At 72.7% G+C, this 21,965-nt stretch carries 17 protein-coding genes; 7 read left to right on the plus strand and 10 right to left on the minus strand.

Annotated elements, in window-relative coordinates; translation table 11 throughout:
* Together C3486_RS32460 and C3486_RS32465 are read left to right on the plus strand one after the other, a co-directional pair.
* Positions 1-515, plus strand: a 515-nt coding sequence (locus C3486_RS32460; RefSeq protein ID WP_181138767.1) for a tripartite tricarboxylate transporter permease, incomplete at its 5' end; no start/stop codon positions are given.
* 323 nt (positions 516-838) lie between these two features.
* Positions 839-2,083, plus strand: a complete 1,245-nt coding sequence (locus C3486_RS32465) for a methyltransferase domain-containing protein (RefSeq protein WP_103836451.1) — start codon at positions 839-841, stop codon at positions 2,081-2,083.
* A gap of 28 nt (positions 2,084-2,111) precedes the next feature.
* Here C3486_RS32465 and C3486_RS32470 read toward each other — a convergent pair whose 3' ends face one another.
* The gene (locus C3486_RS32470) at positions 2,112-3,107 is read right to left on the minus strand and encodes a GNAT family N-acetyltransferase (RefSeq protein WP_103836452.1); all 996 of its coding nucleotides are present in this window, start codon (positions 3,105-3,107) and stop codon (positions 2,112-2,114) included.
* 602 nt (positions 3,108-3,709) lie between these two features.
* Between C3486_RS32470 and C3486_RS32480 the strand changes: the two genes are divergently transcribed.
* Positions 3,710-4,111 (plus strand): GntR family transcriptional regulator, encoded by a 402-nt coding sequence (locus tag C3486_RS32480; protein WP_103836466.1) that lies wholly within the window; start codon positions 3,710-3,712, stop codon positions 4,109-4,111.
* Positions 4,112-4,665: 554 nt separating this feature from the next.
* Here the strand turns inward: C3486_RS32480 and C3486_RS32490 are convergent.
* Complete coding sequence (locus tag C3486_RS32490) at positions 4,666-5,172, minus strand: DUF6624 domain-containing protein (protein WP_103836454.1); 507 nt, start codon at positions 5,170-5,172, stop codon at positions 4,666-4,668.
* Between the two features lie 242 nt (positions 5,173-5,414).
* Here C3486_RS32490 and ddaH point away from each other — a divergent pair, with 242 nt between their 5' ends.
* Together ddaH and C3486_RS32500 are read left to right on the plus strand one after the other, a co-directional pair.
* Positions 5,415-6,197 carry a dimethylargininase gene (ddaH, locus tag C3486_RS32495; protein WP_103836455.1) on the plus strand — a complete coding sequence of 261 codons (783 nt, stop codon included), beginning with the start codon at positions 5,415-5,417 and terminating at the stop codon, positions 6,195-6,197.
* A gap of 18 nt (positions 6,198-6,215) precedes the next feature.
* Complete coding sequence (locus tag C3486_RS32500; RefSeq protein WP_103836456.1) at positions 6,216-7,205, plus strand: pirin family protein; 990 nt, start codon at positions 6,216-6,218, stop codon at positions 7,203-7,205.
* Positions 7,206-7,497: 292 nt separating this feature from the next.
* Here C3486_RS32500 and C3486_RS32505 read toward each other — a convergent pair whose 3' ends face one another.
* Positions 7,498-8,610 carry a DUF5925 domain-containing protein gene (locus C3486_RS32505; protein WP_103836457.1) on the minus strand — a complete coding sequence of 371 codons (1,113 nt, stop codon included), beginning with the start codon at positions 8,608-8,610 and terminating at the stop codon, positions 7,498-7,500.
* Between the two features lie 203 nt (positions 8,611-8,813).
* Between C3486_RS32505 and C3486_RS32510 the strand changes: the two genes are divergently transcribed.
* Entirely contained in the window at positions 8,814-10,178 is a 1,365-nt protein-coding gene (locus tag C3486_RS32510) for a xylan 1,4-beta-xylosidase (RefSeq protein WP_103836458.1), read from the plus strand.
* A 105-nt stretch (positions 10,179-10,283) separates the two neighbouring features.
* Here C3486_RS32510 and C3486_RS32515 read toward each other — a convergent pair whose 3' ends face one another.
* From C3486_RS32515 to C3486_RS32545, 7 genes are all read right to left on the minus strand, one after another.
* Positions 10,284-14,246 carry a lipopolysaccharide biosynthesis protein gene (locus tag C3486_RS32515; RefSeq protein ID WP_103836459.1) on the minus strand — a complete coding sequence of 1,321 codons (3,963 nt, stop codon included), beginning with the start codon at positions 14,244-14,246 and terminating at the stop codon, positions 10,284-10,286.
* Between the two features lie 83 nt (positions 14,247-14,329).
* Entirely contained in the window at positions 14,330-15,142 is an 813-nt protein-coding gene (locus C3486_RS32520) for a polysaccharide deacetylase family protein (protein ID WP_103836460.1), read from the minus strand.
* A complete protein-coding gene (locus tag C3486_RS32525) occupies positions 15,139-16,317 on the minus strand; it encodes a glycosyltransferase family 2 protein (RefSeq protein ID WP_258053145.1) in 1,179 nt (392 codons plus the stop codon). Before C3486_RS32525 ends, C3486_RS32520 begins: the two co-directional genes overlap by 4 nt.
* 14 nt (positions 16,318-16,331) lie before the next feature.
* A complete protein-coding gene (locus C3486_RS32530) occupies positions 16,332-17,144 on the minus strand; it encodes a glycosyltransferase family 2 protein (protein ID WP_103836461.1) in 813 nt (270 codons plus the stop codon).
* Positions 17,145-17,457: 313 nt separating this feature from the next.
* Positions 17,458-18,600 (minus strand): GNAT family N-acetyltransferase, encoded by a 1,143-nt coding sequence (locus tag C3486_RS32535; protein ID WP_103836462.1) that lies wholly within the window; start codon positions 18,598-18,600, stop codon positions 17,458-17,460.
* Positions 18,601-18,602: 2 nt separating this feature from the next.
* Positions 18,603-19,016 (minus strand): hypothetical protein, encoded by a 414-nt coding sequence (locus C3486_RS32540; protein ID WP_103836463.1) that lies wholly within the window; start codon positions 19,014-19,016, stop codon positions 18,603-18,605.
* A 238-nt stretch (positions 19,017-19,254) separates the two neighbouring features.
* Entirely contained in the window at positions 19,255-20,481 is a 1,227-nt protein-coding gene (locus tag C3486_RS32545; protein ID WP_374936951.1) for a S8 family peptidase, read from the minus strand.
* 311 nt (positions 20,482-20,792) lie between these two features.
* Here C3486_RS32545 and C3486_RS32550 point away from each other — a divergent pair, with 311 nt between their 5' ends.
* The gene (locus tag C3486_RS32550; protein ID WP_103836465.1) at positions 20,793-21,599 is read left to right on the plus strand and encodes an SGNH/GDSL hydrolase family protein; all 807 of its coding nucleotides are present in this window, start codon (positions 20,793-20,795) and stop codon (positions 21,597-21,599) included.
* The last annotated feature ends 366 nt before the right edge of the window (positions 21,600-21,965 follow it).

Raw genomic sequence — 21,965 nt, forward strand, 5'->3', positions numbered from 1 at the left:
CCTTCCAGCAGTACGGCATCCAGCCCGGACCGCTCCTCTTCGAACGCGAACCGAAGCTCGTCTGGGGCCTGATCGCCTCCCTCTTCGTCGGCATGGTGCTGCTGCTCGTCCTCAACCTGCCGCTCGCACCCGTCTGGGCGAAACTCCTGCGCATTCCGCGCCCGTACCTCTACGCCGGCATCCTCTTCTTCGCCGCGGTCGGCGCGTACGCGGTCGGCGGCGAGCCGCTGGACCTCGTCCTCCTGCTGATCATCGGGCTGATCGGACTCGGCATGCGCCGCTACGGCCTGCCCGTGCTGCCCGCCGTCATCGGCGTCATCCTCGGCCCGGCCGCCGAACAGCAGCTGCGACGGGCCCTGCAGATCAGCGACGGCAGCGTCACCGGCCTGGTCAACACCCCGTTCTCCGTCACCGTCTACGCCGTGATCCTGGTGCTGCTGGCCTGGCCGTGGATCAAGCGCGCCTTCCCACGCGCGCGTGCGGGTGCGACGCGCGCGAAGGACGCGGCGGACTGAGAACGGACGCGAAACGCCCCGGCCGCCCCACCCCGGCCGCCTCGGCCCTCTCGGCCGGGTGGCCGACGAGGCCGGGGCGCGGGCCCGCGGCCGGTGCGGGACGCCGACTGGACCGAGGCAGCCGAGCGGGGCGGCCGGTCCGGTCGGCGCCCCGCTCTGCTCTGACCTGCCTTGCCTTGCCCGGCCTTGGTCCGGTCGGCGTTCCCTTCCGCGCACCGGTCCGGTCGGCGTCCTGACCTCGGTCGGAACGGCGTCCAGGACGACCACATCAGGGTTATCCACAGGCCCGAGCGAGTGTCAGTGGTCCCTGTCACCATCTGTCCATGGCTACCGACACACCGGTCACCGACGCCGGTTACTGGGAATCCGCCGCCGAGCGGTTCGACGACGAGCCGGACCACGGACTCCGTGATCCGAAAGTACGGGATGCCTGGGCGACCCGACTGCGGAACTGGCTCCCGGACGAACCGTCCGAGGTCCTCGACCTCGGCTGCGGCACCGGCAGCCTCGCCCTCCTCGCCGCCGAGCAGGGCCACCACGTCACCGGCGTCGACCGCTCACCGCGCATGCTCGAGGCGGCCCGCGCGAAGCTCGCGGCGCACGACGTCCGCCTGCTGACCGGAGACGCCGGCCGACCACCGGTGCAAGAGCGGCAGTTCGACGTCGTACTCGTCCGCCACGTGCTCTGGGCCCTGCCCGACCCCGAAGCGGCGCTCCGCACCTGGGTACGGCTGCTGCGGCCCGGAGGCCGACTGGTACTGGTCGAGGGCCGATGGGGCGAAGCGGCCCCGATCGGCATCACCGCTCGCGAGCTGGAGCAGCTGACCGCTCCACTCGCCCGCCGCACCCACCTGGAACGGCTCACAGACGATGCCGCGCTCTGGGGCAAGGAGGTGCGGGACGAGCGGTACGCCCTCGTGGTCCACCCCGCACATGCGACCCGTCACACGGAGGTGGTCGATGTCTCTCTGATCCTGCGCCGAGGAGACGAGGTGCTGCTCGCCCGGCGCGCGAACACCGGCTACGCCGACGGACTGCTGCACGCACCCAGCGGGCATGCCGAGGACGGTGAAGACGTCCGGGAAGCAATGATCAGAGAAGCCGCCGAGGAGATCGGACTGCGGCTGACCGCCTCCGACATACGGGTCGCACTGGTCATGCAGCACCGCTCGCCGGACGGAAGACCGCGCATCGGCTGGTTCTTCGAGGCGGCGTACGGCGCGGGCGGCGAGCCGGTCAACCGTGAGCCGGAGAAGTGCTCCGAGCTGGACTGGTTCCCGCTGGACGCGCTGCCGGACGACATGCTCGCGTTCTGCCGAGCAGGACTGGAGGCGTACCGCGCGGGGGAGCGCTTCGTCCTGCACTGGCACCGACCCGGCGACTCCATCGCATACGACCCGGCGGGCCCGCACCGAGCCGTGGCGCTGCCACCGAGCCCGGTCGACGGCAACGGCAGCACCAGGGAGAGCACGAGCACCGCGAACAGCGAGGCCCGTACGGATGGTGCGCACGCCACGAACGGCGCGCGGACCGTGACCCGTACGACCGAGCGGCGAGGAGAGGACTGACGATGAAGAGGACAGTGACGGCAACGACTCAGACCGGTTTCCGAATATCCCGAGAAGACTCGTCCTGACCGTTCGCGGACGGTCGTGTGCCGGGGAGTTCGTCCTTGAGGTCCCGTAGGCAGCGCCACTCGGTGGCGTACGGCTGGTAGCCGAAGGCCCTGTTGATGGCGAGCATCGGTGCGTTGGTGGCGTCGTTGCCCGTGAAGGCTTCGGTACAGCCCGCCGCACGGGCTTCATGCAGGGCGCGCAGCTTGGCGAGTTTCGCCAGGCCGCGGCCCCGGAACGCGCGCTTGGAGCCGGTCATGGCGGACGAGCAGCGGCCGAGACCGTCGGCCGCCACCGCGCTGAACGCGGCCGGCTCGCCGTCCACCACGGCGACGGTGGTCAGGCCCAGGTCGATGTCCGGGTGCTCCCAGGTACTGGTGAGCCAGTCCTCGTACGACATGGCGTCACTGGGCATGTCACCCGGCTCGTCACAGGTGGCCTCGGCGTCCAGGACGTACAGCGGATGAGGATCGGCGCCGAAGTCGGCGGCGGTACGCAGTTCCACACCGGGAGGGAGACGATCGGGGAGCGGCGGCAAGGGCGTACGGGCGAGGTCCAGGCGGAGAAAGCGGGACGTGCGGCTGCGACGGTAGCCGTTGCGTTCGGCGAACTCCGGTGAACGACCGTCGTCGCCCACCCAGGCGGAGATGCGGGTGGCGCCCAGGGCGGCGAGGCGTTCCTCGGCGGCCGCGAGCAGGGCGCGGCCGGCGCCGTGGCCGCGGTGTGCGGGGTGAACCATCGGGTTGGCGACGGCCTGGCCCGGGAGGGTGCTGTCGTGCACGAGGCCGGTCTTGGCGGCACCGATGAGCCGGCCGTCCAGTTCGGCGACGAGGATCTGGAAGTGCTGGGCGGCCGGCGCGTTGACGGCCTCCCAGGCCACGGACTGCGGGGTGCAGATCAGAAAGGGGGCGACGGCCCGCCGTACGTCGGCGACTGCCTTGGCGTCGGAGGAACGAAAGGCGCGAACGGTGAGCGACATGCCGCCGGAGGTTACGCCGGGCTGCGCCCGCCCGCCTCCCAATATCGCTCGGGGCGAGGGCGAGTTGGGGGCGAGGCGGGGGCCGAGCGGGAGGGAGGGCTCGGGGCGCGCGTTGCGGTAAGGGGCGCGGGCGGGACTGGAGCGGGGTGTTGATTGGGCGAGGGAAGGTGCGGAGGAGGGGCGGGGTGTAGCGAAAGGACTGGGGGCGCGGAGGGGAGAGGGGCGGGGTGGGGGCGGGGGGGGAGGGGCCCCCGGGGCTTCGGGTGACGGGCGGGAGGCTTTCGGAGGGCGTGGGTGAGGGCGAGGGTGAGGGTGAGGGCGTGAGGGAGGGTGAGGACGCGGGCGTGAGCGTGAGCGAGGGTGAGGGCGCGGGCGTGAGCGACGGCAAGGGCGCGGGCCAGGTCGGACGGGGACGCGGCGGGAGGGAAAGGACTTTGGGGGCTTGAGGGAGGGGACTTGGGGCTTGAGGGGAAGGCAGGGACTTGGAGCTTGAGGGAGGGGTGGGGGAGTTGGGTGTGGTGGGCTGGGGTGGGGGCGGGGCGGAGCACAATGGGCGGGGCAAAGGTTTTGTAGCTCGGCTCATCGGGAGTGTCACTGTGGTCCTGTCCCCTCTGCAGCTCGTCGTCGACCCGGACACGGCGGAGGCGCCGTACGAGCAGGTCCGCGCCCAGATCGCCGAGCAGGCGCGTACTGGGCGGCTGCCGGCCGGGTTCCGGCTGCCGACCGTTCGGGGGCTGGCGGGGGAGCTGGGGCTGGCGGCGAACACCGTGGCCAAGGCGTACCGGGCGCTGGAGAGTGACGGGGTCATCGAGACGCGCGGCCGCAACGGTACGTTCGTCGCGGCCGCCGGGGACGCGGGTGCTCAGCAGGCCGCCGAGGCCGCCCTGGCCTTTGCTCAGCGGGCCCAGCGCCTCGGCCTCGACCACCAGGCCGCCCTCTCGGCCGCGGTGACGGCCCTGCGCGCCACGTACGGCGACGCGAGGGAGGACGGGAAGGCGGGCTAGACGAGCTCTCCGCGGGCCAGGGGCGGGGGAGAGGCCCAGGGGCGCCGGGAGTGAGTGCGACCGCGAGTGCGAACGTGAGCGGGCCTCGGCCGGGACCCATACCTGTACCTGCACCCGTACCCGTACCCGTACCCGTACCCGTGCCCGCGCCCGTGTCCCCCGCTCGCACCCGTACCCGTGCCCGTGTCCCCGCTCGCACCCGTACCCGTGTCCGTGCCCGTACCCGCACCGGTGCTGGGCTGAGCCGGGCCGGCACCGAGCCGGGCCGGCACCGAGCCGGGCCGGCACCGAGCCGGGCCGGCACCGAGCCGTACCGGTACCGCCCCGCGCCAGGGACGCCCGCGGTACGCCACGGTCGGCCGCAGTGGCCGCAGTGGCCGCAGTGGCCGCAGTGGCCGCAGTGGCCGCGGTGACCGCAGCGGCGCACAGGTGTCCCACCGAGCAGGCATCCGCCCGACCAGGCATCCGCCCGACCAGGCATCCAACCGACCAGGCGTCCAGCCGAGCACGCAGGGCGGGGCGGGGGAGCAGGCCCTCGGTAGACGGCACAGGCGTCAGGTCACCGAGAACTTGGCGACGTACTCGTCGAAGGGTTCGATGCCGGCTTCGGCGCGTAGGGCGTCCATGCGGTGGGGGTCCTCGCAGGGCCAGGGGACGGGGGCGCCGTCGCGGATGCCGGCGATCTGGGTTCCGTAGATCTGCTTGCGGCCCTCGTTCACCAGGGTCCGGTCGTGGAGGAAGGCCAGCTCGCGCTTGCCGGCCGTGCCTGCCGCCACCGCTTGCTCCATCAGCCGGAGCGCCCGCCGCTGGACGTCGAGCTGGCGGTCGGCGTGCTGGGCGATCAGCCATGCCGCGCGGGCGGCCTCCTCGCCGACCAGGTCCGCGGTCGGCCAGCCGATCTCGTCCATGATCTCGTTCAGCCGGTCGCCGTGCTGGGCGGTCAGACGGCGCCATGCCAGTTGCTCGGCCGGGTCGTCGCTGTTCGCGTGGGCCGAGGTCCGGTGGTCCGCCGCGGCCATTGCCGTGAGTTCCGCCGCCAAGGCGGCAACGTCGTACGCCACTCTCCACTCCCGTATCTCAGGACCGGTTGACCCGTATCGCAGGACTAGTTGGGGTGCCTCCGCCGGTGAGCCTAAGGCGCGTACGGCGGGCAGTGCTCATGGAGGCGTACGGCGGGCAGGGCTCACGCGGGGAGGCAATCCGGGGCTTTCCGTCCGTCCGGCCTCCGCGTAGGGTGTGGCTGCTAACTCTTCGTTCAGTAGCTGGCCGTCGTTCGGGGCGGGCCGGCTGGTAGGAAGGCGCTATGACCAGCAAGAAGGCTTTGGTGCGTCGGCCCGGTCCGCGGCTCGCCGAGGGGCTGGTCACCCATATCGACCGGCAGCCGGCCGATGCCGGGCTCGCGATGCGGCAGTGGGAGACGTACGTCGGGACGATGCAGGCGCACGGGTGGGAGACGATCGAGGTGCCGCCCGCCGACGACTGCCCGGACAGTGTGTTCGTCGAGGACACCATGGTGGTGTACCGCAACGCCGCACTCATCTCGCGGCCCGGCGCCGACGAGCGGAAGCCGGAGACGGCGGCGGCCGCCGAGACCGTGGAGGCGCTCGGCTGCTTCGTGGGGCGGGTCCGCGAGCCCGGGACGCTCGACGGCGGGGATGTGCTGAAGATCGGCGACACCGTGTACGTCGGCCGGGGCGGGCGTACCAATGCCGATGGAGTGCGCCAAATCCGTGCTGCTTTCGAGCCATTGGGGGCGCGGGTCGTCGCCGTGCCGGTCAGCAAGGTCCTGCACCTGAAGTCGGCCGTCACGGCGCTTCCGGACGGCACCGTCATCGGATACCCGCCGCTCGTCGACGACGAGGCGCGGGGGCTCTTCCCGCGGTTCCTCCCCGTGCCGGAGGAGACCGGCTCGCACGTCGTTCTGCTCGGCGGTGGAAAACTGCTGATGGCGGCCAGTGCGCCCAAGAGCGCCGAGCTGTTCGCCGATCTCGGGTACACGCCGGTGCCGGTCGACATCAGTGAGTTCGAGAAGCTGGAGGGGTGCGTGACGTGTCTGTCCGTACGCCTGCGCGGGCTGTCGGCATGACCGCCATATCGTGACGGTATGAGCAACCTCGATCTCAAGCCCGCGGCCAGTCTCTGCGGGGGCGGAGGCCGGACCGGACCGGTGCGGGACCTCCAGCCGGGCAAGCAGGTACACCTGGGCGAGTCCACGCTGGTCCGCAGACTGCTGCCCAACCTCGGCCGCAGGATGGTCGGCGCCTGGTGCTTCGTGGACCACTACGGTCCCGACGACATCGCCGAGGAGCCGGGCATGCAGGTGCCGCCGCACCCGCACATGGGCCTGCAGACGGTCAGCTGGCTGCGGGAGGGCGAGGTGCTGCACCGCGACAGCCTCGGGTCGCTGCAGACCGTACGGCCGCGGGAACTGGGCCTCATGACCTCGGGGCGGGCGATCGCGCACTCGGAGGAGTCGCCGCGCGACCACGGCCGGGTACTGCACGGCGCGCAGCTGTGGGTGGCGCTGCCGAACGAGCACCGCGGGAAGGCGCCGTCGTTCGAGCACCACGCCGACCTGCCGGTGATCACCGGGGGCGGCGGGCTGAGCGCGACCGTGATCCTCGGGGAGCTGGCGGGGGCGCGGTCGCTCGGTACGACGTACTCGCCGCTGGTCGGCGCCGACCTCACGGTCGCCGCTGGGACGCATGTGCGGCTGCCGCTGGAGAGCGACTTCGAGTACGCCGTGCTGACGATCGAGGGCGAGACCGAGGTGGACGGCGTACGGCTCGGGCCCGGCTCGCTGCTGTACCTCGGGTGCGGGCGCAGCGAGCTGCCGGTGCGCGCGGACGTCGACAGCAGCCTGATGCTGCTGGGCGGGGAGCCGTTCGAGGAGAAGATCGTCATGTGGTGGAACTTCATCGCGCGCAGCGGCGACGAGGTGGCGGCGGCGCGCGAGGCGTGGATGGCGGGGGAGCGCTTCGGGACGGTGCACGGTTACGACGGTCCGCCGCTGGCGGCCCCGCCCCTGCCGGCGGTGCCGCTCAAGCCGCGGGGGCGGCAGGGGCGGCAGGGGACGTCCGGTCCGGGGCGCTGAGGCGGGCGGTGGCGGCCGGATGCGTCCGGCGGGCCGGGCGCGGCGCGGATCTCCTGGGCGTTGGCTGGTCTTGCCGTCCCGCACCTGGCGCGCCGAGCCGAGCCGTGCACGGGTTCGGCGTGCCCGAGTCCGTCGGCGGCCCTCCGCCGCCGTCCCGGTGCGGCGCCGGGAGCGGTACGGAGCGGTCCAGGATGCGCTACGGGCCGGTCAGCAACAGTGAGTTGAATCGGCTCCCTTGAGCCCGGTCGGCCCCGCTCCTCAACCCCTCACGAGTGCAACCCCTGCACACGCCCTACAGATACAGCCCCGCATCCGCCCCCGCGTTCTGCGTCGGGACGGCGGCCGGGCCGGTGCCGCGGCGGAGGGCGTACAGCTCCGCCAGGGTCGCGCCCTCGCGGCCGATGCCCTCGTCCGTACCCAGCCAGCCGGTCGCCTCGGCGCGGGTGAGCGGGCCGACCTCGATACGGGCCAGGCAGCGGCCCGGGCGGACCACCGCCGGGTGCAGCCGCTCCAGGTCCTCGTTGGTGGTGACGCCCACCAGGACGTTGCGGCCCTGGCCGAGCAGGCCGTCGGTGAGGTTCAGCAGCCGGGAGAGCGCCTGGCCCGCGGTGTGCCGGGCCTCGCCGCGGATCAGCTCGTCGCAGTCCTCCAGGAGCAGCAGCCGCCAGCGGCCCCGGCCCGACGCGTCGTCCTCGCCGATGGCGATGTCCATCAGGTAGCCGACGTCGTTGAAGAGCCGCTCCGGGTCCAGGACGCAGTCGACCTGGCACCAGTCGCGCCAGGCGCGGGCGACGGTGCGCAGCGCTGAGGTCTTGCCCGTGCCGGGCGGGCCGTGCAGGAGCAGCAGCCGGCCGGCGATCTCGTCGGGCGTGACCTTCATCAGGCCGTCCAGTGCCTTGGCCACCGGGGCGGTGTAGTTGGGGCGGATCTCGTCCCAGGTGCCGGCGGAGATCTGCCGGGTGGTGCGGTACGGGCCGCGGCGCGGGGAGTAGTACCAGAAGCCCATCGGGACGTTGGCGGGCTGCGGCTCCGGCTCGTCCTCGGCGCCGTCGGCGGACTGCTCGAGCACCTTCTGGGCCAGTTCGTCGCTGACGGCCGTGACGGTGACGTCGGCGCCGCGGCTCCAGCGCGAGACCAGCAGCGTCCAGCCGTCGCCCTCGGCGAGGGTTGCGCTGCGGTCGTCGTCGCGGGCCGAGCGCAGCACCTCGGCGCCCGGCGGCAGCAGCGTCAGGCCGGGCTTGACGCGCTCCAGCGAGCGGCTGCGGGCGTAGGGCTGCCGTCCGTTGGCGAACCGCCCCAGGAAGAGGGCGTCCACCACGTCGGACGGAGAGTCGCTGTCGTCCATCGTGAGACGGATCGGCAGCGACTCCTCGGCGGCGGCCGGCGGCAGGTGATCGGCACACATGCGGCCATGATCGGGCATGACCGGTACGCCGTGCACGGAATTACCGGATTGCCGGGCGGACCGGGGCCGGCTGCGCCCTTGACCTGCACGTGACAGGCGTGGCCCGGTACCGGTCCACATCGCGGCCGTTATAGGCGATCACGGCTCAACCGGCGGAATTCTGGCTAGGCTTGCCCGTTGTGAGACGTCATGGGGGGTTACGGGTGCAGATACGGGGGCGCACGTGGTGGGTGATCGCCGCGCTGCTCGGAACGGGGGTGGTGGTCCTCGCGCTGTCCCTGGTCCTGGGCGGGCTGCTGCCGGGCGGGCAGCGGGGCGGGGGAACGGGCAACGGGGTGCTGGGCGGCTCCGCGGCGATGGAGCAGCTGGGCTGGGGGTTCACGCACACCGAGTACAGCGCCGACCGCGGTGAGCCGGCCGCCGAGGTGACGGCCGACCGGCTGCTCACCGGCGACCCGATGCCGCAGAACCAGCACATCATGGGCTGGGGGGCGCGCAGTCCCGAGCCGAGCCCGGGGACATACGACTTCCACGACCTGGACCGGCGGCTGGCCCTCATCCGCGGTACCGGCGGCACGCCCGTCCTCACCCTGTGCTGTTCACCGGACTGGATGAAGGGCGGAAAGGCCGGGAAGACGGACTGGGGGGAGCTGGAGAAGGCGCCCGATCCCGACCACTACGCGGATTTCGCGAAACTGGCGGGGAAAATTGCGAAGCGCTATCCCCAGGTCCGGCATTTCGTCGTCTGGAACGAACTCAAGGGGTTCTTCGACGAGGACCGGAACCGCTGGGACTACGAGGGTTATACCCGGTTGTACAACCTCGTCTACAAGGAGCTGAAGAAGGTCGATCCGGCGATCCAGGTCGGCGGTCCGTATCTGGTGATGGACAGTTACCGGCCGGGTGACGATTCCTATGCTTCCGGTCTGTCGGGGTCGTGGGGCTCGGTCGACCAGCGGGTTCTGGACGCGCTGTCGTACTGGAACGCGCACAAGGCGGGGGCCGATTTCCTGGCCGTGGACGGCTCCAGTTACACCCGGGACAACACCTATGTGCCGGACCCGTTCGAGGCGACGCGGAAATTCGGTGACGTCACGCGGTGGCTCCGCAAGGAGACCGGGCTGCCGGTGTGGTGGATGGAGTGGTACGTCGAGGTCGCGGACGAGAACGACGACCGGCACGGCTGGAGCGAGCCGCACCGCACCGCCGTGCAGGCCACCGCGATGATGGAAATGGCGCGGGCCGGCGTCGCCACCGCGCTGTACTGGAATCCGCAGAACGAGGACGAGGACTGCCCCGGCTGTCTGTGGCGCAGTACGCAACTGGACGGCGGCGGCAAGGAATTGCCGATGATGAAGCTGCTGGCCAGGTTCGGGAAGGAATTCCCGCCGGGCACGGACTTCCGCTCGGTGTCCGTCGCACCGGACGACCGGCCGAACGTCCGGGTGCTCGCCGACGACGAGGCCGTACTGGTCGTCAACACCCTCGGCAGGACCATCCAGGCCAGGATCGACGGCCGGACCTTCGACATGCCGGCCTACGGGCTGCGCTGGCTCGAGCGCCGCTGACCCGCTGCCGTACCGGGGCGGGGCGTGCGCGGGGGCGGGCCTCGCCCGGTACGGCCCGCGTGCCCTCACGTACGCCTGCGCTCCCGACGTACGCCTGCGCCCCGGCTACGACATCGTCACGAACCGCTGGACCAGCGCCGCCAGGAAGACCAGGAGCAGCGGCATCGCGAACCAGAACGAGCCCTGCACCCAGCGCTGCCTGGCGACGCTCGGCGGCAGCGCCACCCGGACGAACTCCCGGGCGCCCAGCAGCACCAGCAGCGCCACCGCCGCCAGGCCGCCCGCGATCGACCACGGCGTCCAGGTGACGAGGGGGCCGGCCGGGCCGGGGGACGGCCGGGGCACCGGCCCCGCGGGCCGCTCCGCGGGCTCGTACAGCACAGCGTCGTCGTTGACCAGCACCCGCCGCAGGTCGGGGCGGCGGTCCAGGGCGGCGCGCAGCCGGTTCTCCCAGCCGTCCGGGTAGCCGCTGTCCAGCCGCAGCGCCTCGGACTGGCCGCGGTTGACGATGAGGTACGACTGCGGGCCCGCCTCCTTCAGGGCCCGCACGAGCGGCCCGACGCGCGCCGGGTCGCGCGGCGCGCGGGTCGGCTCGTACTGCACGCGCTCCATGTCCCGGGCGCCCCACGGCATGTCCGGGGTGACGTTCTCGACCGGGTCGTCGGTCAGCCACAGCAGCCGCGCGGTCGGCCGGTCGTGCGCGTACACGTACTCCATCGCCGCGACCTCGCCCTGCCGGGTCCGCTCGAACGGCTCGTTGCCCCAGCGGGCCACGAGGAAGCCGAAGACCAGCACCAGGCCCGCCAGCAGGGCCGCGAGCGGCCCGAGGGCGCGGCGGCCGGCTGCCGCGGGGCGCGGGAAGAGCGCGAGCGCCCCGAGCACGCAGGTGCCCGGCAGCGCGAACATGAACACGCGCAGCGCCATCTCGCCGCCGTAGGACTGCATCCCGAAGGCCAGGAACGGCACGAAGGCGAGGACGAGCAGCGAGCGTTCGGCGAAGCCTGCGCGGCGCCGCCGCAGCACGCCCCAGCAGGCCAGCGCGAGCACCGAACCGGCCAGCAGCACCCGGGTGTACAGGACGAGCTTGTGGGTGGCGCTGCCGCCCTCGATGCGTCCCGAGACGGAGGAGGTGACGTTGGCGCCGAGCCCGCCGATGCCACCGAACAGGTCGTCCCAGTGGCCCGACCAGTACGGCTCGGCGAGGAAGCCGATCCAGAAGACGACCATGACGCCGAGCAGCAGCGGCAGCCCGCGCAGCGTCGAACGGCGCACCAGTACGAGGAAGACGAGCACGCCGAGCATGACGAACGGCGTGAGCTGGTGCCCGGCCACCGACGCGGCGAACAGCGCGATCAGCACGGCGAGCAGGACCGTGCGCTGCCGCCGGGCCGCCGGGCGAACCTCGGTCTCGCCGGGGCGCAGCTTGCCGGGCAGCACCCGCGGGTCGCGGAACCACACCAGCAGGATCGCCACGAAGGCCAGGTAGAGCAGGTACGTGAAGCCCTGCGGCGAGAAGTAGTCCTGGCCGACCCAGCCGCACAGCGCGAACAGCCAGGCCGCGCTCCACTTCGCGCGCCAGTCCGCCCGTACCGAGCGCAGCAGCAGGAACACCGGGGCGAGATAGAGGAGTTGGATGGTCAGCGGCCACCAGCGGAGCAGCGCGTCGAAGTCGGTGACGCCGCACGCCTCGGCGAGGAACTGCGCGCCGGCGAAGAAGCCCGGCCAGCTCCAGCGCGCGTCCAGGTCGGGTACGGCGGTGCCGGTGCGGCCGATGTAGTCCAGGAAGCCCAGGTGCTGCCAGGCGGTGGCGAAGCGCGGCTCGGCCTCCAGGACGGCGGGCAGCGCGTGCAGCGCCACTACCGTCAGCACCAGTGTCGTCGCGAGCAGGGCCCGGCGCGGCCGGGACAGCCACAGGGCCGCGGCGAAGGCCACGGCGAGCAGGGCGGCGCCCACCAGCGTCGCGACGGGCAGCACGGAGATCAGCCCGAGTCCGCCCATCCGGTCCAGGTCGGCGTCGCCCATTCCGCGCAGCGGCAGCCAGAAGAGCGTGAGCGCCAGGCCGAGCAGCGCCCAGACGCCGAGCTCGGGCCGGACGGCGAGGACGGCGGGGAGGCCGCCGCGGCCGACGGCCGTGCCGGGCCTGCCGCCCGCCGCACCGCCGCCCGCCGCACCGCCGGGCGGCGCGGAGGCGGGCGCGGGAGTGACCACGGGCAGCCGCAGCGTGTGTGCCTCCGAAGCGCTCGCCGCCGCCGGGTCCGGGCCCGCCGGGGAGACGGCCGGCAGCCGCACCGTGTGCGCCTCGGCCGGATCGGCGCCGCCCGTTCCGGCCGCGGCGCCGTCCCACGCCCTGCCCGGCGGCGCCCCGGCCGCCCGCTGCTCCTTCGCCCAGGACGGCTTCCCGCCGGACGGCGGCGCGGCGCCCGCACCGGCGGCCCCGCCCTCCGTCGCTCCCGGCTCCCGGTACCCTTCCGCCACCTGTTCCTCCGTCAGCGGCGGCCGCACGTCGGGCCGCCGTTCCATGTGGTCGAAGTCCACGTGCACGCCCAGCGGCATCGTGTCCACGTCGAGCAGGGCCCGCCGCGCCCATGTCGGGCGGCGCTCCCCGGCCGCCTCCGCTTCCGCCGCCCGGCCGTCCGGGACGGTGCGCACCGCGTCGCCCAGGTCGCCGTGCACGGCCAGGTCCGCCAGGTCCCCGTCCGGGGCCACCCCGTCGGCCGGCGCCTTGGCCAGCGGCGCGGCCGGGCGGCCCCGGACCACGCCGTACAGCTTCACGGTGGCGATCGAGGCGATCACCGTCAGGCTGCAGACCTCCGCGACGCCCGCGCCGGTCAGCCCCATCCACGGCAGCAGGAGCAGCGTCAGGCCGAGCACGAGGACGCACAGCAGGCCCTGGAGGTAGGCCAGGCCCGAGGTGCGGCTCTGCGCGCGCAGCACGGCGAAGTACGTCTCCATCACCACGCGCAGCGCGGCACCGACCGCGAACCAGCGCAGCAGTGGCGTCGCGGCGTCCGCGTACCCCTTGCCGAACACGCCGAGGATGTACGGCGCGCACACGAAGAGGAAGAGGCAGACCGGCAGCATGATGCGGGCCATCCGGCGCAGCGCGGCGCGGGTGTTCTCCGCCAGCCGCGCCGGGTCGTGCGAGCCCTCCACGGTCAGCGAGGCGCCCATGTTGATGGCGAGGAGGTTGACCGTGCCGCCGATCGTGGTGGTGATGTAGAAGTACGCGTTGTCGGCGGCGCTGACCTGTGAGGCGACGAGGACGGGGACGAGGTAGACCACCGCGAGCGAGAAGAGGGAGCCGGTGTAGTCGCCGGCCAGGAAGCGGCCCATCTCGCGCAGCGAGGGCGGCCGTACGGTGTGCGCGGTGGCGGCCTCGTGCCGGGGCACCAGCCGCCGGAACACCAGCCAGCCCAGCGGCAGGACGGACACCGCGATCGCCGCGACCCAGGACACGAAGACGCCCGCGGTGGGGATGGCCGCCGCCATGGCGACCAGGAGGCCCAGCTTCACGGTGGAGAAGGCGAAGTTGCCCAGCGGCACCCACATCGCGCTGCGCAGCCCGGTCAGCACCCCGTCCTGCAGGGTCAGCAGCGACCAGGCGATCACCGCCGCGATGAAGCCCAGGCCGTTGAGCGTGCCGTGCAGGAAGCGGTAGGACGGGCCCCAGAAGTCCAGCGTCAGCAGGAAGACGGCGGCGGCCAGCGCGACGACCACCGAACTGCCCGCGTACGTACGCAGCACCAGCCGGCCGGTCTGCCGCCCGGCGACCGGGATGAAGCGGGCCAGCGCGCCGGTCAGGGTCACCGCGGTCAGCCCGGCCAGCAGCTTCATCGCGGCGATCGCCGCCGAGCCCTGGCCGACCGCCGACTCGGTGTAGTAGCGGGCCGCGACCAGCCAGAAGCCCAGGCCCAGCAGCCCGGAGATGCCCGTGTTGAGCATCAGCGCGTAGGCGTTGCGGAAGAGGGGCGCGGCGCCGCCGCCGCGCCCGGGGAACCGCAGCCTGCGCCCGCCCGGTGTCCGCTGGTCCTGGGTGCGTTCCTGGGTCCGGGTGGTCGTGTCAGACACTGGCTCGGGTTCCCTTTCCTGAGGCCCGGCACTGTGTCACCGGGCCCCACTGACGGCGTTTCGTCGGCACTGCGCCGCCGGGGTCAGTCCCCGGGGGCGGAGTGCCTGATCGCCTGGCGCGATCTGCGGAGCAGGGCGTACCCCTTGGTCAGGACGCGGTCCTTGGCGAAGATGCGGCCGAGGCCCTCGCCGGCGACGATGCGCCGGAACTCCGGCAGTCCGGTGCTGCGCCGCACGGTCAGCCGGCGCAGTGCGTACGGCCCCTGCCGGTAGCCGGCCAGGCCGTTGCCGACGGCCAGCGACTGCCGGAAGCCGGCGCCGCGCACGGTCCGCCGCACCCGCCGGCTGGAGTAGCCGTAGGGATACGCGAAGGACACCGGGGCAGCGCCCAGCTGTTCGGCGACGATCCCCTTGCAGCGCAGCACCTCGGACCAGAGCGCCTCGTCGGGGAGCTGGTCCAGCTGGGGGTGGGTGTGGCTGTGGCCGCCGATCTCCACCCCCGCGGCGGCCAGCTCCCGCACCTGGTCCCAGCCGAGCATGGTGTCCAGCGCGCCGCCGGTGTCGTACGGTCCCGGCAGCCAGCCGGTGGACACGAAGAGGGTGGCGGGGAAGCCGTACTTGGCCAGGACGGGCAGGGCGTAGCGGTGCACGCCCTCGTAGCCGTCGTCGAAGGTGATCAGGACCGGGCGGTCCGGCAGCGGGGCGCCCTCCCGCCAGGCCGCCGCGAGCGCCGCGGTGGTCAGCGGGTGGTAGCCCTCGTCGTGCAGGACCGCCATCTGATCGGCGAACGCGCCGGGCGCGACGGACAGGCCGTGCGTCGCGGGGGCCGGCCGGTGGGCCACCGCGTGGTACATGAGGATCGGGACGGCGGGCGGCGTCAGGACGGGGCCGGTCATGCGACCGCCCCCTCGCCGCCGCGCAGCACGTCCTCGCCGGGGACGGGCCCGGGAACGGGCTTCTCGGTCCGCACGGCCAGCCGTACGGGCTCCACGGGCGGCCGTGCGGCCGCCACCGGCCCTGCGTCCAGGGCCGCCACGGGGCCGGCGTCCCGGACCGGCACGGGGTCCGGGTCCGGGGCGGGCGCGAGGTCCCGCGCACCGTCCGGCGCGGGCGCCGGGCCCGGCACAGCGGCGATGACGAACGAGCCGCCGGAGCGACGGGTGCGCGCGGTGCCGACCAGGTAGCCGCCGGCGGCAGCGGCGACGCCCGCCACGATCGCGCCCGCCCGGGCAGCGCCGCCCGGCCTGCGCAGCAGTGCGTCCCGCACGCCGCGCGCCACCCCGGCGGGCAGGACGCGGGTGGTGTAGCGGCGCTCCGTCGCCAGCCCCTGCTGGGCGCCGACGCTCCGCGCGACCAGCGCCTTCGACACGCCCTCGGCGTAGGCGCGGGTACGGAAGTAGGCGAAGCGCTCGCGGCCCTCGGGCACCCGGTGGTGGATGACGGAGCGGTCGTCGATGAGGAGGACGGCGTCCGGGCAGGCGCGGGTGAGCCGGATGCACATCTCGGTCTCCTCGCAGCCCAGCGGGAGCCGGTCGCCGTCCCGGCCGATGCCGGAGGCGAAGCCGCCGGCGATGTCGAAGGCCTCCCGGCGGAACGAGGCGTTGCCGCCGAGGACGTTGCGCACCCGCGTCCGTCCCGGCGGCAGGCCGCGGTACGTGCAGCCCACGACCCAGTCGAACTCGCGGGGGAACCAGGCGGGGCGGCGGCCGGACGCCCAGACCGGTTCGGTGCGGCCGCCGATGGCCATCACCCTGGGGTCGGCGTATCCCTCGGCGAAGTGCAGCAGCCATTCGCGCTCGGCGACCGCGTCGTCGTCGAGGAAGGCGATGACCTCGCCGGTGGACTCCGCGACGCCGGTGTTGCGGCCCGCCGAGAGACCTCTTGGACCGGCGTTGGGCAGCACCGCGATGTCGGTGGCCCCGGCGAAGTGCGTGCGCAGCCGGGTGAGCAGCGCCGGGTTGTGGTCGACGACGAGCAGGATCTCGTGTGCCGGGTGCAGCTGGTCACGCACCGAGGCCGCCGCGGCGAGAATGTCGCCCCAGCGGTCCTCGGTGTACACGCAGATCACCACGGAGATGCGGATGCTCAAGACACCTCTCCAGTGATCATCGCGGGGCGCACCGCGCGCTTGCGGGTGCCGCGTTCGCGCAGGATGACCTTCAGGACCCGGATGCCGTCCCGCACGGCGCGCAGGTTGCTGACGCCGTGGATGCGGTTGTACTCGTGGCTGGGGATCTCCTGGACGCGCAGTCCGGCCTTGACGACGCGGATGTTCATCAGCGTCTCGACCTCGAAGCCGGCGCAGTCCAGCGCGATCTCGTCCAGGCAGTGCCGCCAGAAGGCGTTGTAGCCGTAGCACAGGTCGGTGTAGCGGGCCCCGAACTTGGCGTTGACCAGGGTGGTCAGCACGCGGTTGCCGAGCTTGCGTATCGGCGTCATGTCGTCGGTGCCGCCGCCGTTGGCGAAGCGGGAGCCCTTGGCGAAGTCGGCGCCGCCGACCAGCGCCGAGACATAGGAGACGATCTCGCCGCCGTCGGCCGAGCCGTCCGCGTCGATCATGACGATGATCTCGCCGGTGCACGCCGCGAAGCCGCTGATCAGGGCATCCCCCTTGCCCTTGCCACGCTGCTTGACCACCGTGACGTCCGGGCGCAATTCCCGCGCGACCTGCACGGTGTCGTCGGTGGAATTCCCGTCCACCAGGACCACTTCATGGATCCAGTCCGGAAGTGTCTTGAAAACGTACGGGAGATTTTCCGCCTCATTCATCGCCGGAATGACGACGCTGACCGGCGGAGTAATCGCCAAGTGCGAGGAAACGGGCCGGTACTGCGTCTGCGCGGGTATCCGCGCGACGGCTTTCGTCTCCGTTTTCGCAGGGCGAAGGAACGAGCTCATGAGTCTGTGTGCCCTCTCGTCCGGTGGGCCGCCCACCCCCGGGCGGCCCGGATGTGGATCCGGTTCGAAAAGGGGGTTCACACCCTGTCCGGCACGGCGCGCAGCACCGGCGGACAGAGCGAGCTGGCTTGCGTGTTTCCGCGGCTCGTGGCCCGACGCCGGCATGCGCGTCGAGCACGGCACCCCCCTACCGCGCCCCGCCCCGGGTCCCGTCGCGGCTTCTGAGCCCTCCCCTGGAGCCGCTGCTGACGAATCGGTGCGGGTGGATTGTACGACGGTATTGATGAATGACACTCTATGGCAAGAGCTGGAACTACAAATCCCCTTTTGTCTTTTCCATGGAAATGGAGCGTGCTGCTCCGTGTTTTCCGGTACGGATCCGGCCCATCCGTTTGAGCAATCGGTCGGCCGGTTCGAACAATTCCGGACGGGTCACCACGGTGTTCCGCAGTGCTTTCACCGGGGCCCGTCGCGCGAGATGCCCCAGCGCCACGGGATGGCGCCGGGTCACCCACCCCTCGGACACCTGGATCTCCCGTGTCTTGAAGGAGTCCTTGTACTCCTTCTCGCCACGGCCGAGGTCCAGGTAGCCCATGCCGTCCGCGGCGGCCCCCTCGGCCATCCGCAGATGCAGGATCAGTCCCGGCGAGAACTTCGCGTACGCCGGGTCGTAGGCGGGGAACCAGCACGCCAGCACCCGCTCGGAGCGCAGCCCGAAGTGCGCGGCGACCGGCCGCCCGCCGGCGTACAGGACCGACAGCACCCCCGCGAAGGAGTCGTTGCGGGTGTGGAACAGCTGCTCCACCAGGTGCGTGATCCACGGCCGCGCGAAGCGGTCGCTGCGTCCCGTTCTTCGGTACTGCGCGGACTTCCAGTCGATGAGCGTCTGCAGGACGGCCGGATCCCGCTCGTCGTGGACGTACCGCACCTCGCCCACGTCCCGGCCGAGCTTCCGCTCCTTGGCGAGGGTGGTCCTGGTGAACTTCGGCGACTGCTTCCGCAGCCGCGCCAGGTACGCCTCGAACCCCTGGTCCACGTCGATCACCGGGGACGGGAACTGCTGCAGCGGCTGCTCCTCGAACGGCTTCTGGCCCTCCACCAGGTGGTCGAACTCCAGCACCGCGAGCCCGCACGCGTGCAGCAGCTCGCGCGGGTCCCACTGGAACCCGGGCCGGTGCACCAGGCCCTGCGCGTCCGAGACGCCGAGGCCGATGGCCCGCCCCACGCCCAGCGAGGTCCGCTGGAAGGGCAGGAAGGCGGCCGGCTCGCCGTCCTCCCGGATCACCGCGATCCGTACGCCCCGCCGGCAGCGGCCGACCGCGAGCGCGAACTCCGGTGCGAGAAAAGGGTTTGCCAGCCCCGGTGAGCCCAGGAGGTGCGCCTGGGACTGCACGGCGGTCCAGGCCGCCCGGTCGGCGCCGCTCAGCTCGCCGGGGCGGTACACGCTGATGTCCACGTTCAGTCCGTCCGTGCATCTGGCGCGGACGCCCCGCGACGCCGCACGCTCGCCAGCAGGAAAAGGATGCCGCTGATCACCGCGACGGCGAGGACCCCGCCGCGCGCCGACCAGACGTGCAGCGCCAGCATGGTCTGCGCGACCAGCAGGTCGACGGCGAGAGCCCCGGCGCCCGCGACCACCGTGCGGCTGAGCGGGTCCAGGCGTCCCAGGGCGGCGGCGAGGGCGGCCGCGGGCGCGGCGAGCAGGAAGAAGAGCGCGAACGGCGCGCGCAGCGGCGAGGCGAGGTCGGCGAGCGCCAGTACAGCTCCCACACCGCCCACCGCGACGGCCGCACCCGCGAGCAGTGGCGTCGTTTCCCCCCGTGCCGGTCTGCTGCCGGTGGATCTGTTGCCGTTGATGGTCTTGGTCTGCATTGGCAGCTTTGCCCCCCATAAAGCGGCCTGATGCTCATAAGCACCCGAGGCCGGGCTTCAATGTGGCGCGCCTGCCGGGTGCGCGTCAAGGTGCGCAGAAGGCGTGAACGAGCCACGTCCGACGCATGGTTCGCGTTGGACGCGGCTCGTTCACGACCATGGGCGCACCGGGGTGGAGCGGTTCATTCCGTTCGTGTCGGGAACGTGGCGGGCGCCGGTGTGCGCGGACGCGCGGGAGTTACGGAACGATCTTCAGCAGCTTGTTCGGCGAGCCGCTGCCCGCGCCGGTCACGACGCCGGACGTGGCGCCGCTGACGAGGGCGTTCGCCACCGCTGCCGGGGAGGCGGACGGGTGCCCCGACAGGTAGACGGCGGCGGCACCGGCCACGTGCGGGGTGGCCATCGACGTACCGGAGATGGTGTTGGTGGCGGTGTCCGAGGTCCGCCAGGCGCTGGTGATCGCGCTGCCGGGCGCGAACAGGTCCAGCCGGGAGCCGTAGTTGGAGTAGCTGGCGCGGGCGTCGGTGCTGGTCGTGGCGCCGACGGTGAGCGCTTCGGCGACGCGGGCCGGCGAGGAGGTGCTCGCGTCCGCGTTGCTGTTCCCGGCCGCGACGGCGTACGTCACGCCGCTCGCGATGGAGTTCTTCACGGCGTTGTCCAGCGCGGTGCTCACGCCGCCGCCCAGGGACATGTTCGCCACCGAGGGGCCGCTGTGGTTCTTCGTGACCCAGTCGATGCCGGCGATGACCTGGGCGGTCGTGCCGGACCCGGAGTTGTTGAGCACGCGCACGGCGACGACCTTCGCCTTCTTGGCGACGCCGTAGGAGGTGCCGGCGGCGGTGGCCGCCACGTGGGTGCCGTGGCCGTTGCCGTCCTGCGCCACGTTGTCGTTGTCCACCGCGTCGTAGCCGTTCACCGCGCGGCCGGCGAAATCCTGGTGGGTGATGCGGATTCCCGTGTCGATGACGTAGACCGTGGTACCGCTTCCGGCGCTGTCGGGGTACGTGTATTTCCGGTCCAGGGGGAGCTGCGCCTGGTCGATGCGGTCCAGGCCCCAGGACGGGGGATCGGTCTGGGTGCCCGTGGCGTGCACCGTGGTGTCCTGGAACACCTGGTCCACGGCCGGGTCGGCGGCCAGGCGTCTCGCCTCCGCCGCGGAGAGCCGGGCCGCGTAGCCGTTGAGGGCCGCGGTGTAGGTGCGCTCGACGGTGCCGCCGTGCGCGGATATCAGGCGTCTGCCGTCGGCGGAGGCGGCCGCGAAGCCCGCGCCCTTCTTCAGCGTGACGATGTAGCTGCCCCGGACGGCGTTCTCCGCGCCGGCGCCCACGACGGTGCCCTCGGCGGGCACGGCGTGGGCGGGGAGCGCGGCGGCGCCGAGGGTGACGGCGGCCGCCGCCGAGGTGACCGCCGCGGCGATCCTGAGCCGGGCCGGAATCCGGCCGGACATCCCTGAGGTGGTACGCATCACTGCCATACGAGGGGGTCCTCCTCATCAGGTGCGCGTGGTGCGTGCGCAAGGGGGGTGGCGCACGGATGCGTGCGCTGCGGGCGGGGCCTGAGGGTGCGTCGGTCCGCCCGACCGAAAGATTCCCCGCTGCGCCGCCGGCGATACAAGAGGGCGTGCCCTGATGTCATATGCACGACATAGTGCGGCAATCACCCGACATGTGAGGCCGGAGAGCCTCTACGCGAGTAGCAAAGTTGGCATGGACACTTCCGCCTACGCGTCAGTACTGCTACCACGGTTGCGGCAGAGATCCTGCTATTGGAGGTTCCATGAGAGTTTCCAGACGAGCGGGCGTGGTGTCCGCTTTCCTCGCCGCCGCGTCCCTCGCGCTCCTCGGTGCCGCTCCCGCTTCCTCCGCCCAACTCGCCGCCGGCACCAACTACGTGGCGCTCGGCGACTCCTACTCCTCCGGCCTCGGAGCCGGCAGCTACGACAGTGGCAGCGGCTCCTGCAAGCGCAGCAGCAAGGCGTACCCCGCCCTCTGGGCCGCCGCGAACTCACCCGCCTCGTTCACCTTCGCGGCCTGCTCGGGGGCCCGAACGGGTGATGTTCTCAGCAGTCAGCTGGCGTCCCTGAACGCCTCCACCGGCCTCGTGTCGATCACCATCGGCGGCAACGACGCCGGCTTCGCCGACACCATGACGACCTGTGTGCTCCAGTCCGAGAGCACCTGCCTGTCCCGGGTCCAGCAGGCCCGCGCGTACATCGACAACACGCTCCCCGGGAAGCTGGACCAGGTCTACAGCGCCATCTCCGGCAAGGCCGCCGCCGCGCGGGTGGTCGTCCTGGGCTACCCCCGCTTCTACAAGCTGAGCGGCAGCTGCATCGCCGGCCTCACGGAGAAGGAGCGGGCCGCCATAAACGGCGCCGCCGACGAGATCAACAGCGTCACCGCCAAGCGGGCCGCCGACCACGGCTTCGCCTTCGGCGACGTCAACACCACCTTCGCCGGCCACGAGATCTGCTCGGGCAGCTCCTGGCTGCACAGCGTCGCCTATCCCGTCGAGGAGTCCTACCACCCGACCGCGACCGGCCAGTCCAGCGGCTACCTGCCGGTCTTCCGCTCCGCCGCCTGACCCGCCCGTACCGCATCCCCCGCCCCGCCGGGACGAGCCCCCGCCGCATCATGGGGAACTCGCGTGGTACGCGGGGGAGTCCCCGCCGTACGAAGGAGAGCTCCCGTCATCCGTGGGGGAGCTCTCCCCGCCCGTGGGGAGGCTCGCGCCGTCCGTCGGGGACTCTCCGGTGTCCGTCGGGGACGGTCCGCCGTACGTGGGGGAAGGGCCGGTGCTCCCCGGAGGGGACGGCTCCCCGCCGGTCTCCGTGGGCCCGGCCGCCCGTACGTGGGGCTGGGGAGGCGCCGCCGCCCGGTGCCTCCCCCGCGCACGTCAGCGAGAAGGCGGCGCGGTTCGAGGTGACCTTCCGCGGGCTCCGCACCTCCA

It is taken from the genome of Streptomyces sp. Ru73 (genome assembly GCF_002920575.1).
Lineage (GTDB): Bacteria > Actinomycetota > Actinomycetes > Streptomycetales > Streptomycetaceae > Streptomyces.

What these genes read in the sequence shown, in the direction of transcription:
- C3486_RS32465 (WP_103836451.1), top strand. Translation starts at nt 839, where the DNA reads ATGGCTACCGACACACCGGTCACCGACGCCGGTTACTGGGAATCCGCC.
- C3486_RS32470 (WP_103836452.1), bottom strand. Translation starts at nt 3,107, where the DNA reads ATGTCGCTCACCGTTCGCGCCTTTCGTTCCTCCGACGCCAAGGCAGTC.
- ddaH (WP_103836455.1), top strand. Translation starts at nt 5,415, where the DNA reads ATGACCAGCAAGAAGGCTTTGGTGCGTCGGCCCGGTCCGCGGCTCGCC.
- C3486_RS32500 (WP_103836456.1), top strand. Translation starts at nt 6,216, where the DNA reads ATGAGCAACCTCGATCTCAAGCCCGCGGCCAGTCTCTGCGGGGGCGGA.
- C3486_RS32505 (WP_103836457.1), bottom strand. Translation starts at nt 8,610, where the DNA reads ATGTGTGCCGATCACCTGCCGCCGGCCGCCGCCGAGGAGTCGCTGCCG.
- C3486_RS32520 (WP_103836460.1), bottom strand. Translation starts at nt 15,142, where the DNA reads ATGACCGGCCCCGTCCTGACGCCGCCCGCCGTCCCGATCCTCATGTAC.
- C3486_RS32530 (WP_103836461.1), bottom strand. Translation starts at nt 17,144, where the DNA reads ATGAGCTCGTTCCTTCGCCCTGCGAAAACGGAGACGAAAGCCGTCGCG.
- C3486_RS32540 (WP_103836463.1), bottom strand. Translation starts at nt 19,016, where the DNA reads ATGCAGACCAAGACCATCAACGGCAACAGATCCACCGGCAGCAGACCG.
- C3486_RS32545 (WP_374936951.1), bottom strand. Translation starts at nt 20,481, where the DNA reads ATGCGTACCACCTCAGGGATGTCCGGCCGGATTCCGGCCCGGCTCAGG.
- C3486_RS32550 (WP_103836465.1), top strand. Translation starts at nt 20,793, where the DNA reads ATGAGAGTTTCCAGACGAGCGGGCGTGGTGTCCGCTTTCCTCGCCGCC.